This window comes from Nocardia sp. NBC_00511 (assembly GCF_045161165.1).
Lineage (GTDB): Bacteria > Actinomycetota > Actinomycetes > Mycobacteriales > Mycobacteriaceae > Nocardia.
In genome coordinates this window covers 4,245,223-4,256,232 of record NZ_CP107849.1, presented here as the reverse complement: position 1 = coordinate 4,256,232, position 11,010 = coordinate 4,245,223, and the positions used below count along the sequence as shown (strand labels likewise).

The window sequence follows — 11,010 nt, the reverse complement described above, 5'->3', positions numbered from 1 at the left end:
TTCACTCAGTCCCGAAGGCCCCGAGTCGATTCCGACTCGGGGCCTTCCCCGTTCCCGGGGCTATTCAGCGATTGCGGCGGTTACCGCCCGGCGGGGATCGACCGGTGCGGGAGCGGCCTTCATCGCATCGAGGACTCCGGACAGCTTGCGACGCTGACGGACCGCGATTTCCGCGTCGGAGCCCAGACGGCCCCTGCGGCGCAACAGCTCTCGGCCCCGAGCTATCTGGCGCAAAGTGAGCACGACGGGATGATTGCGCGGCGGGTCGGTGTCGGGGTCGTTGTATGCGGTGACGATGCGACCGGTGCCGCCCCAGACGAGTGTCGAGAACACCGGGCGCAACGCCGGGGCGGTCCGCGACCAGAGCGGTTGAGGGAGTAGACGTTCGATGCGCAGGCCGCTGCGGAACAGCGCGCGGGTGAGGATCTCGGTATCGCGATCCGGTGGTGCGAAGATCCTGAAGGCGGCGCTTTCGAGGACCGTGGCGTCGGCGAGAGAATGCGGCAGCAGCTGGTCGGGGACGCCCATGAGGTAGCCGATCCAGCACCAGAGTTGGCGGATGGACTCCAGTTCGTCCTCGCGCAGCGGCATGTCGAACATCTCGTACATCGCCAGTGGCATAAGCAGGAAGCCGCCGATGGTGATCGCCATGCCGGTGGCGTGGATCGGCTCGCCCCAGTCCGATGTCCGCCACTGTCCGCACTCACGCAGGTGGCGGCGAACCATCGCGTGCACGAACCGGATTCGGAGGGTGGAGTCGAAGCCGGTGCCGCCGGGGATCAGGGTGCCAGGATCGGTTGCGGACAGCACCCAGCGAGCGGTCTCCTCGTAGCGTCGGGCTGCCATCTTCTCCGTGCGGGAGTTCATGGCCTGCGGCTTGTTGAGGTCGCCGAAGGAATATGCCGTGAGCAGGGTCCCGCCCATGCCGACGATGACGGCGGGTGCGTAACGCCACCACAGTTCCGCACCGTGGCGCACCCGCTCCGGATCGAACCAGACCGGTGGGTGCAGCAACGGAGTCAGCAACTCGCACAGCGAGTCCGGGGACCCGGGCGGGTTCGGGTCGCGGGTGCGCAGGGCTTCGTCCAGAATTCGCCAGCCGGCGCCTCGGCCCAGGGTGGCGAAGTCGGCGACCACCTCGTCGATGACGGTATCGGTTCGGAACAGGTTCTCGGCCACCCGGTCCACCACCTGCTCCGGGAAGGTGCGGCGCGCGGCGGCGATGCGTTCGGCCCGGGCCGGGTCGAAGGGGATCTCCAGTGTCGTCACGGGACTTTCCTCTCGGTCGAAGTCGTGAATTCGACGGTAGGAAAGCGGGATTCGGCGGGACAGGTGACAAGCTGACCGGTATTTGTTAGCTTCCGCCATATGGGCGAGCGAGTCCGGCCCTCGCGATGGCATATCGCGCGACCTGCGGTATCGACGCGCTACCTGCTCGATACCGGGGCCGCGCACGGGCTTTCGGCGGCCGAATGTCTGGCCGGAACGGGATTGCGGGTCGCCGAGGTGGGGCAGGTCGGCGCGGTGGTGCTGCCGGAACAGGAGCTGCGGGTCATCCGCAATGTGCTCCGCAGCGGGGTGGAGGCACGGGCGCTCGCGGTGGAGACCGGAATGCGGTACTCACTCACCAGCACCGGGATCCTGGGCTACGCCATGCTGTCGAGTCCGACGGTCCGCGAAGCACTTCGGCTGCTGCAGCGGTTCATCGAACTCACCTCCGACTTCTTCGAGGTCACCTACACCGACACCCACGCCGGGCTGCTGGTCGAAGTCGACGATACGGACGTCCCTGCCGACGTCGCCCCCTTCCTGCTCACCCGCGATCTGGTGTCCGGCTTCCGGGTGGCGTCCCTGCTGCTTTCCCCGGCGCTGCTCGACTTGATCGCGGCCCTCGAACTCCCGGTCAACATGCAACTGTCCGGTCCCGAATCCCCTGATTCCCGCGCTGCCGCGGACGCCCTGCTCGCTCCCTTCGGCATCACGATCCGGATCGAGTTCGATGCCCCCGGAAACGCTTTCACCATCCCACGGCAGTTCCTGGATCAACCCACCCCTGCGCCCGATCCGCACACCGCCGCCCAATGCATCCGACAGTGCGAGCAGTTGCTGGACGAACGCGTCCGCTTCACCGGCGTCGCCGCGCAAATACGGCACCGGCTGCTACAGGATCCCGCCGATATGCCCAGCTTCGCGGACCTCGCCCGGGAGCTGGCGCTGTCCGAGCGGACCCTGCATCGTCGATTGGCGGACGCGCACACCAGCTATCGCGGACTGCTCGACCAGGTTCGCCAACTTCTCGCCACCGAACTGCTGGCCCAGGGCCTCACGGTGGAAGCCGTGGCCCGCCGCCTCGGATACTCCGACACAGCCGCCTTCAGCCACGCCTTCCACCGCTGGCGCGGACACTCCCCGACCCGAGCCCACGACATTCCCCGCTGATCTCCCAGCTTCTGGCCGGGCACACTGCGGCCTGCCATGATGTTCGGTATGAGCGCTCCCGACGAGCACGATCAATTGCGCCTGACAGCTGAGAAGTTCGCCGATGGGGCGACTGCTGAGCTCGGCGATATCGAGATCGTGGACGGACTGGTCGTGCGGATGATGGCGCAGAGCCCCCTGCACAGCCGAGTCGTCAGGCGTCTCGCCGGTTTGCTCGAGTCCGCGCGTCGTGACGGGGGACCGTGCATGGTGGTGGACTCCGACGTCGCGGCGCGCTTTGCGGACGCCGAGTCCGCAGTGCTCGACCGGCGATTGAATGTCCGCTACCCCGACATCTGGATTCGGGATTGCGAACCGTACGACGTCAATACAGTTCGTGCGCACATCCTGCTCGTCGTCGAGGTGACCTCCGAGTCGACCATCGACGCCGACATCGGCGACAAACGAATCCAGTACGCCGCCGCGGGGATTCCCCGCTACCTGATCGTTCGCCTGGACCAGAAGGAAGAGCGCATCGAGGAGATCGAGGAGTACCGCCTCGACTGGTCCGGTCGGCGCTATCGAGCACACACGGTTCACCGCCGTGTCCTGCTTCTCGACGAACCCGTCGAAGCAACCATCCCTTTCGACGTCCTGGAAGCGATCTGATCCGATCGGATCCTGTGCCGGAACCGGCTATGGGTGTGTCGCAGGCGGATTCGGCTTGGTCCATACGCCGCACTCCACCTCGAGCTCGTCGTGGGCCTCGGCCACCGCCTCCGTGAGGAAGGAGTGGTATTCGACGTTGTGATTCCACCGCTTGGTGTCGGGAACCTCCACTCGGCCATTCTGGCACCGATGTTCGCGTCGGCAGGCCTTCCTCTATGCGAGGTCTGGTTGGCGCGCGGCTGCGGCGGTGGCGCGTTCGACCCAGGGCAGCCAGGGGCCCGCGCCGAGGCGGGGTTCGGCGTAGCCGTCGGTGGTGCGGACTATTCGGGTGCCGGGTTGGTCGAGCCAGCGGGCGAGGAGGCCTGCTTCCTCCGGGAGTGCGCCGCGCAGTGGGGGATACGCGGGGGTGGTGCCGGGGGCGGCGAGGTTGGGCGGGATGACTGTTTCAGCGGCGGCGGCCAAGCGTTCCACTACTGCCATGGGGGAGATGCCGCGGCGGGCGGTGCCCGCGGAGGCGAGGCGGGCGTGCCGGATGATGGCGAAGTCCCAGCCGCCCGCGCCGTCGGGGTGGGCGGCGATCAGTTCGGGGATGGCGGCCAGGGCGGTGAGGCGCTGGGTGCGTCGGAGGGCTCGGATCACCGCGGCGGTGCGATCGCGGAGGCGGGCGGCGGCCTCGAAATGTTCTGCGGTGGAGAGGGATTCAAGTTTCGCCCGGGCGGCGTGCAGGAGTTCGTCGCTGGCGCCGGTGAACAGGGCGCGGACGGCTTCAGGGGCTGGTTCGTATTCCTTTATATAGAGGGGGCTGTTTTGCGCGCTTGCGGGGCAACCGCCCACTATGGCCGGTGGGCATTCGTGGCGGCCGGTGCGGGGGATGCGGGTCGTGCAGGTGCGCAGGCCGGACAGTTCGGCGATGGTGGCGGCCAGGTCGAGGGCGTCGGCTCGGGAGTTGAACGGGCCCAGGCAGTCCCGGGTGGGAGTGCGGGACATGGCGAAGCGGGGGAACGGCTCGTCGGTCAGGGTCAGCCACCAGGCGCGCTGCGGGAACTTGGAACGACGGTTGTAGGGCGGGGTGTGGGCGAGCAGCAGGCGCAGCTCGCGGACGCCCGCCTCGAGACCGTGTGCGCACTCGACGTGATCCACCCGGGTGGACAGCTGCACCATCTCGCGGATGCGCGGGCGGGTGTCGGAACCGGTGAAGTAGTTGCGGACTCGGCGGCGCAGGTTCACGGCGGTCCCTATATAGAGGACTTCGTCGGAGGGGCCACGGAACAGGTACACGCCGGGGGTGGCCGGAAGGTCCGCTGCCATCACACGTTTGGCGCGCTGCCGTCGCGTCACCTCCGGCAGGTAGTCCAGCAGTTCGGTGAGGCTGTGCACGCCCTGATTGCCGACCCGGCCGATCAAGGCGTGCAGGACGTCCACGGTGGCGCGGGCATCGTCGAGCGCGCGGTGCGTGGGACGGGTCTCCGCGCCCAGCAGTTGCGCCAGGTACCAGAGCTTGGCCGAGGGGGCCTCTTCCTTCGGCAGTACGCGCCGTGCCAGCTGAACAGTGCACACCACTTGGAAGGCGGGCCACGGGGTTTCGTGGCGGGCGGCGGCGGCCTTCAGGAAGCCGGTATCGAACCGGGCATTGTGGGCGACCAGCACCGAGCCCGCCGCGAACTCCAGGAAGCCGGGCAGCACCTCCTCGATGCGCGGGGCGTCCAGCACCATGGCGGTCGTGATCCCGGTGATGTGGACGATCTGCGGTGGAATGTCGATGCCCGGGTTCACCAGGGTCGCGAACTCGCCCAGCACCTCGCCGCCGCGCACCTTGACCGCGCCGATCTCGGTGATGGCGTCACCCTCGGGGCTGGTGCCGGTGGTCTCCAGGTCGACGACCACGAATGTGGTGTCGTAGAGCGGGGTTTCGAGCTCGTCGAAGGCCAGCTGGCCGACTCGCTCCACATTCGACGACACAGACGGCAAGCCTAGGCCGGGGGTCCGACAGGTCGCGGCGGTCGCCGCGACCGGATCACGCTCTGACCCGGAGGAATCGGAGTAATCGGGCGCTTGACCGGGTGATCATTTGAACTGGGTAAATGTCCGTATATCGAATCGAGATTCTCGAGATGCAATCTCCGAAATGTCGAGATATGCGACTTTGTGGCCAGGGTCACATTAATTCATAATGTGTATCAAAAAGGGCGAAGCGGCCGGTTGGTCCGGAACCGCCGCCGAGGCGTGCTGTGGGTCGATCGCGCGGTCGGGCGTGTCGGGGGACGGGCTCGAGATCCCCCAGGTCGGAGCACATCGCTGTGAACTGCGGTTATTCGGAATTCGTCCTGGTCGGGAGGGTCTCCGGGCGACGTTTCCTACCGGCGGGTAGCTACCGGGAAGCTCCTCACGAACTGGTCGCCGTTATTGTTTCGTGATTGCTGTGACGTTTGTCGCACCGAAATGACGATGCGTAACAAATTCCGGTCACCGCGCGTTGGTCTCGGCTTTACAAAGCACCGTTATGTCCTCGTAATCTTCCTGAGACCTCACGGAGTCCGAGGCACCACCGGGTGCCGCGCCGCGGGGCAGATTGGAAGTACCTCATCATGGCGACCACCACCGTCAAGCGGGTCAAGGGCATGCAGCGCAATGCGCGTCGCGTCGCCGCTGCCGGCGCCGTCGGCGCTGCCACGCTGAGCGCGCTGCTGCTGCCCGCTACGCCCGCTTCGGCCCAGCCGGTCAACGTTCCCGGCGTCGGCACCTTCGACGTGCCGGACGCGATCCAGCTCCCCGCGGGCATTCCCGGAGTGCCGCAGTCGCTTCCGATCAACATCCCGGCCATCCCCGGCATCGTCGAGCCGCAGGCGCCCGCCGCCCCGGCCGCGCCGCAGAACAGCGTGCACCAGGCCGCCGTCGATGCCGCCCTGAGCCGCCTCGGCGATCCGTACGTGTACGGCGCCACCGGCCCGAACGCCTTCGACTGCTCGGGCCTGGTCCAGTGGTCCTACGCGCAGGCCGGCGTCAGCCTGCCCCGCACCAGCTACGACCAGCAGAACGCGGGCGCGCCGGTGTCGTACGACGATCTGCAGCCCGGCGACGTGGTGTCGTTCTACGGCGGCAGCCACTCCGGCATCTACGTCGGCGACGGCAATGTGGTGCACGCGTCCACCGCCGGTCAGCCGGTGGCCATCGCGTCGGTCTCCTCGATGCCGTTCGCGGGTGCGCGCCGCGTCTGATCGACCCTCGATGGGATGCGAACCGACCGGTGAGCGTAATGATTCCGTGCCCTGCTGGACACAACCGGTCACTGTTTCGTAATCTTATCGAGACCTTCTTTGCCAGCTAGGGGTAAGAGGACGGACGACACCAACGGTGGCAGCGCAACAGCGACAACATCGAACAGCCGGTCAGCGCACGCGGAGCAGTAACCGAACGACGCGACTGGTGGGTGGCGCCCTCACGGTAGGTGCCGTGTTCATCGGCACCTGCAGTATCGGACCCGCGACAGCCGATCCGGTCGCCGCACCGGCCACTGCTGGGGAAGCAGTGCAGCGGCTCATCGACCTGTCGCGGCAATCCGAGCAGCTCAATCAGCAAGCGCTCAACGCACAGTCGGATCTCGACGCGAAGCTCGTGGTCTCCGGCGACGCCGACCGCAAGGCCGCCGACGCCGCCACCGCCCTGGATGCGGCCAAGGCCGAGATCAAGCGGTTCCAGCCGGTCATCGAACGCGCGGCGACTTCCGCGCTACTGGGCAGCCGCACCAACCGGCTCACCTCGCTACTGGTGAGCAATTCGCCGCAGCAGCTGCTCGATCAGATGTCGATCGTGGACTTCGTGGGCGCGCGCACCAATGCTCAGCTGGGCGAATACCAAAAGGCCACGGACGCGGCCACACTCGCGGAGAACGCCGCGCGCACCGCGGCCGACACCGCCCGCGCCGCCAGTACCCAGGCCGACGCGGTGCGCACCGACCTCGAGGCCAAGCGTGCCTCGCTGCAGGGTGCGATGGCCGGCGTCATCGCCGCCTGGGGTCAGCTCTCGGCCACCGACAAGTCCGCACTCGCGGGCTCGATGTTCCCGCCCGGCTTCGACCGCGACAGCCTGCTGCGCGGTCTGGTCCCCGGCAGCGGCACCAGTGCGCTGGCCGCCGGACTCACCCGCGTCGGCGACCCCTATGTCTGGGGCGCGACCGGACCCGACCAGTTCGACTGCTCCGGCCTCGTGCAGTGGGCGTTCCATCAGGTCGGCAAGAGCGTGCCGCGCACCAGCCAGCAGCAGTCCACCTTCGGCACCCCGGTCGCCGAGAAGGATCTGCAGCCGGGCGATGTCGTGTTCTTCTACTCCGACATCTCGCACGTGGGCATCTACGCGGGCAATGGATTGATGTTGCACGCCTCCACGTTCGGCGTGCCGGTGGCGGTCGCGCCGATGGGCTCCACGCCCTTCAATTCCGCACGACGATTCTGAGCCGGATCCGATGATGCGGCGAGGCTCGAAGGAGGCAGCGTGCGTCACCACGTAGGGTCCCGGGTCATGTCGAGCGGTCACCGGCCGGGAGTGATGTCCCGATGAGCGCGCTGCGCGGAATGCGCGGCTGGCTGTCCGCGCGGCGGCGCTTCCAATTCGTCGCCACGCTGGTGATGGTCACCGCGCTCACCGCGGCCTGCGGCGCGCTGCTGATGCTGCCCGATACCGTGCTGCCCACCCTGCGCGCCGCCGAACCCGGCGACAGCGGTCCGACACCGACCGATGCCCAGGTCCCGCAGGTGCGACGCCTGCTCGACCCGTACGGCTCGATCAGCGCCGAGGCGGTGTCGACGGCGGCGGGCAAAGTCGGTGTGGTGCTCGGACATCCGGCGCAGCAGCACGAGATCGATGTGCTGGCAGGCGAACTCGCGGCATCCACGGCGGCCGTGACCGCGCTGTGGGGTCCGGACTGGGCGCAGGCGCCGGTGGTGGTGGTCGCCTCCAGTACTTCCGAATTCGCCGGGCTCACCCGAAGTGTCGGTGATGTGCCCGCGGAGGTCGCCGCCTCGACCGTCGCCGATCCGTATCGTCCCGGCGGCCCGCTGACCGGTCAGCGCGTGGTGTTCGGCCCGCAATCCGGGCAGCGACTCGGCGATGACGGACTGCGTTCGGTGCTGCGCCACGAACTCACCCATATGGCCACCCGTTCGGTGACGGTCGACGGTTCACCACTGTGGATGCTCGAGGGTTTCGCCGAATACACCGCGCATCGGGGCACGGGTCATCCGATCACTCAGATCGCGCCCACCCTGACCACTCGGGCTCGCGCCGGTGACCTCCTCGGGGATCTGCCCGTCGACGCGATGTTCGAGCCGGGCAGTGGCGCGGCCTCCCTCGCGTACGAAGAGGGTTGGTCCGCCTGTGCTTTCATCGCCGATCGCTTCGGTGATCCGGCCCTGGTCTCCTTGTATCGGCAGCTGGCGAACGGTCCGAAGGATCGGGCCGCGACCGACGCCGTGTTCCGTTCGGTGCTCGGCACCGGGTACAACGACCTGGTCGCCGACTGGCGCGGTTGGATCACGGCCCATACGACCTCGGGCGCCTGACAACTCGCTGACTCGGGCGGGGCTCGCGTCGTGCGAGATTGCGGGGTGCAAGGTTTCGGGGCTCCGGGAGTGTCGGGGTTCGGTGCAGTAGGTTTGTGCCATGGGGCGAACTCTGCTGGTTACCAATGATTTCCCGCCGCGACCGGGTGGGATTCAGTCGTATCTGCACGCGCTCGCCCTGCAGCTGCCCGCCGACGAACTGGTGGTCTACGCGCCGCGCTGGCGCGGCGACAGTCACTGGAAGTTCGACGCCGAGCAGCCGTTCCAGGTGGTGCGGCATCCGACCACGCTGATGCTGCCGACCCCGCTGGTCGCGCGCCGCGCCAAGAAGCTGATGCGCGACGAGCAGTGTGATCGGGTGTGGTTCGGGGCGGCCGCGCCGCTTGCGCTGCTGTCGCCGGTGCTGCGCGAGGCGGGCGCCGAGCGGATCATCGCGTCCACGCACGGGCACGAGGTGGGCTGGTCGATGCTGCCGGGCGCGCGGCAGGCGCTGCGGGTGATCGGCGATCACACCGATGTCGTCACCTATGTCAGCAAGTACACGCGGCGGCGGTTCGCGGCCGCGTTCGGCGCGCAGTCGGCGCTCGAATACCTGCCGCCCGCAGTCGATTCCGAGACCTTCAAGCCGGATCCGGCGGCGCGCGCGGAACTACGCGACCGCTACGGGCTGGGGGACCGCCCGACGATCCTGTGCCTGTCGCGCCTGGTGCCGCGCAAGGGACAGGACGCGCTGATCGCCGCGCTCCCCGATATTCGCAAGCGCATCGACGGTGCGGTGCTGGTCATCGCGGGCAGCGGACCCTACGAGCAGAAGTTGCGGCAGCTGGTCGAGGCCATGGGTCTGCGTGAGGACGTGGTGTTCACCGGCCGCGTCCCGGCCAAGGAACTCGCCGCGCACCACACCCTCGCCGACGTGTTCGCCATGCCGTGCCGCACCCGCGGTTTCGGCCTGGACGTGGAGGGCCTGGGCATCGTGTTCCTGGAGGCCTCCGCCTCGGGAGTGCCGGTGGTGGCGGGCAATTCGGGCGGTGCGCCGGAAACGGTCCGCGAGGGCGAGACCGGCCGCGTCGTCAACGGCCGCTCCACCCAGGCGCTGGCCGACGCGATCGTCGACATCCTCTCCGACCGCGAGGCCGCCGCCGCCATGGGCGCGGCGGGCCGCACCTGGGTCCAGCAGCAGTGGCGCTGGGACCTGATGGGCGAACGACTACGCGAACTCCTGGATCCGGCCACAGCCCTGAATAGCAAGGCGCTGTAAGCGATCAGCGAACTTCTAGACCTCTGTCCATCCGCCCCTATCGAAGCAATCCATAAGGTTCGCGGCCCGTCTCGTTCTGGACTGAGCGGAGCGGGGGAGCGAAGCGGCGGAGCGGAGGGAGGGAAGAACGAGACTTGGGGGCCGCGAACCCCGCCCGTAGCGAAGCGGAGGGCAAATTAAACACTGCTAGGCTCACCGGCGTGAGCAGTATCCAGGTTGCCGACCAGACTTTCGTTGTCGCGCCCGGCGAGGCCGTGGCCGAGGTGCTGGCGGACCGTGCCCGGTGGCGTCGCTGGTGGCCCGACCTGCAGTTGCAGGTGCGGGAAGACCGGGGCGACAAGGGGATTCGCTGGACCATCAGCGGCGCGGCCGAGGGCACCATGGAGGTGTGGCTGGAGCCCATGCTGGACGGCGTGGTCATGCACTACTTCCTGCACGCCGAACCGCGCGGCGGGATCGACGGTATGTCCGGTCGTGACCTGCTCGCCCTCACCCGTACCCGCCGCGTCGCGGGCAAGAACATGTCGTTCGAGATCAAGGCCCGCCTCGAGGCCGGACGCAAGGCCGGGGTCGCCCCCGCCGCTCGCTAGACCGAGCTCGCCGCCACCGCTGGAAAGGAAGCGTTGTCCCCCATGGCCGATCGCACTCAAAGGTCGATCGTGATCGACGCCCCCTCGGAACGGGTGATGGCGGTCATCGCCGACCTGGAGTCGTATCCGGAGTGGGTCGCCGCGGCCCGTTCGGTCGAGGTGCTGGACAAATTCCCCGACGGCCGGGCGCGCACCGCGCGTTTCGTGCTGGACGCGGGCGTCGTGAAGGACACCTACACGCTGTCCTACACCTGGCGGCCCGACGGCCGCGCGGTCAGCTGGAGTCTGGTCGGCGGTGAACTGCAGAAGGCGCAGGACGGCAGCTACGAGCTGATCGCCCTGCCCGACGCCACCACCCAGGTGGTCTACGAGCTGACGGTGGATCTGAACATTCCGATGATCGGCATGTTCAAACGCAAGGCGGAGAAGGTCATCACCGACACCGCGCTCAAGGAACTCAAGAAACGGGTCGAAGGCTGACCGCGAGCGGTACCGGTGGGGGGCCGACCGCCGAAGACCC

Annotated in this window: 11 protein-coding genes; 8 read left to right on the top strand and 3 right to left on the bottom strand. The window is 68.1% G+C overall.

Annotation, left to right across the window (positions count from 1 at the left end):
* Positions 1–60: 60 nt before the first annotated feature.
* Positions 61–1,269 carry an oxygenase MpaB family protein gene (locus OG300_RS20035; protein WP_405498138.1) on the bottom strand — a complete coding sequence of 403 codons (1,209 nt, stop codon included), beginning with the start codon at positions 1,267–1,269 and terminating at the stop codon, positions 61–63.
* A 99-nt stretch (positions 1,270–1,368) separates the two neighbouring features.
* On the opposite strand from OG300_RS20035, the gene OG300_RS20030 reads away from it, so the two are divergent.
* Positions 1,369–2,439, top strand: coding sequence for an AraC family transcriptional regulator ligand-binding domain-containing protein (locus OG300_RS20030; protein ID WP_405498136.1), 1,071 nt, complete (start codon positions 1,369–1,371; stop codon positions 2,437–2,439).
* 48 nt (positions 2,440–2,487) lie between these two features.
* Positions 2,488–3,087, top strand: a complete 600-nt coding sequence (locus tag OG300_RS20025; RefSeq protein WP_405498134.1) for a Uma2 family endonuclease — start codon at positions 2,488–2,490, stop codon at positions 3,085–3,087.
* A 27-nt stretch (positions 3,088–3,114) separates the two neighbouring features.
* Here the strand turns inward: OG300_RS20025 and OG300_RS20020 are convergent, their stop codons facing one another.
* The gene (locus OG300_RS20020; RefSeq protein WP_405498132.1) at positions 3,115–3,258 is read right to left on the bottom strand and encodes a hypothetical protein; all 144 of its coding nucleotides are present in this window, start codon (positions 3,256–3,258) and stop codon (positions 3,115–3,117) included.
* 42 nt (positions 3,259–3,300) lie between these two features.
* The gene (locus OG300_RS20015; RefSeq protein ID WP_405498130.1) at positions 3,301–5,046 is read right to left on the bottom strand and encodes a DEDD exonuclease domain-containing protein; all 1,746 of its coding nucleotides are present in this window, start codon (positions 5,044–5,046) and stop codon (positions 3,301–3,303) included.
* A gap of 626 nt (positions 5,047–5,672) precedes the next feature.
* On the opposite strand from OG300_RS20015, the gene OG300_RS20010 reads away from it, so the two are divergent.
* The 6 genes from OG300_RS20010 to OG300_RS19985 all read left to right on the top strand — a co-directional run bounded on the left by OG300_RS20010 (position 5,673) and on the right by OG300_RS19985 (position 10,970).
* Positions 5,673–6,302, top strand: coding sequence for a C40 family peptidase (locus OG300_RS20010; RefSeq protein ID WP_405498129.1), 630 nt, complete (start codon positions 5,673–5,675; stop codon positions 6,300–6,302).
* Positions 6,303–6,537: 235 nt separating this feature from the next.
* On the top strand, positions 6,538–7,536 hold the full coding sequence (locus tag OG300_RS20005; protein ID WP_405498128.1) for an NlpC/P60 family protein: 999 nt from the start codon (positions 6,538–6,540) through the stop codon (positions 7,534–7,536).
* Between the two features lie 101 nt (positions 7,537–7,637).
* A complete protein-coding gene (locus tag OG300_RS20000; RefSeq protein WP_405498127.1) occupies positions 7,638–8,642 on the top strand; it encodes a peptidase MA family metallohydrolase in 1,005 nt (334 codons plus the stop codon).
* 100 nt (positions 8,643–8,742) lie between these two features.
* On the top strand, positions 8,743–9,900 hold the full coding sequence (locus OG300_RS19995) for a glycosyltransferase family 4 protein (protein WP_405498125.1): 1,158 nt from the start codon (positions 8,743–8,745) through the stop codon (positions 9,898–9,900).
* Between the two features lie 200 nt (positions 9,901–10,100).
* Entirely contained in the window at positions 10,101–10,490 is a 390-nt protein-coding gene (locus OG300_RS19990; RefSeq protein WP_405498123.1) for a polyketide cyclase / dehydrase and lipid transport, read from the top strand.
* Positions 10,491–10,532: 42 nt separating this feature from the next.
* Entirely contained in the window at positions 10,533–10,970 is a 438-nt protein-coding gene (locus tag OG300_RS19985; RefSeq protein WP_405498121.1) for an SRPBCC family protein, read from the top strand.
* The last annotated feature ends 40 nt before the right edge of the window (positions 10,971–11,010 follow it).

Bases quoted from the DNA above. Each gene is read 5' to 3' on its own strand.
- OG300_RS19985 (WP_405498121.1), top strand. From the start codon at position 10,533: ATGGCCGATCGCACTCAAAGGTCGATCGTGATCGACGCCCCCTCGGAA.
- OG300_RS20010 (WP_405498129.1), top strand. From the start codon at position 5,673: ATGGCGACCACCACCGTCAAGCGGGTCAAGGGCATGCAGCGCAATGCG.
- OG300_RS19995 (WP_405498125.1), top strand. From the start codon at position 8,743: ATGGGGCGAACTCTGCTGGTTACCAATGATTTCCCGCCGCGACCGGGT.
- OG300_RS20000 (WP_405498127.1), top strand. From the start codon at position 7,638: ATGAGCGCGCTGCGCGGAATGCGCGGCTGGCTGTCCGCGCGGCGGCGC.
- OG300_RS20025 (WP_405498134.1), top strand. From the start codon at position 2,488: ATGAGCGCTCCCGACGAGCACGATCAATTGCGCCTGACAGCTGAGAAG.
- OG300_RS20030 (WP_405498136.1), top strand. From the start codon at position 1,369: ATGGGCGAGCGAGTCCGGCCCTCGCGATGGCATATCGCGCGACCTGCG.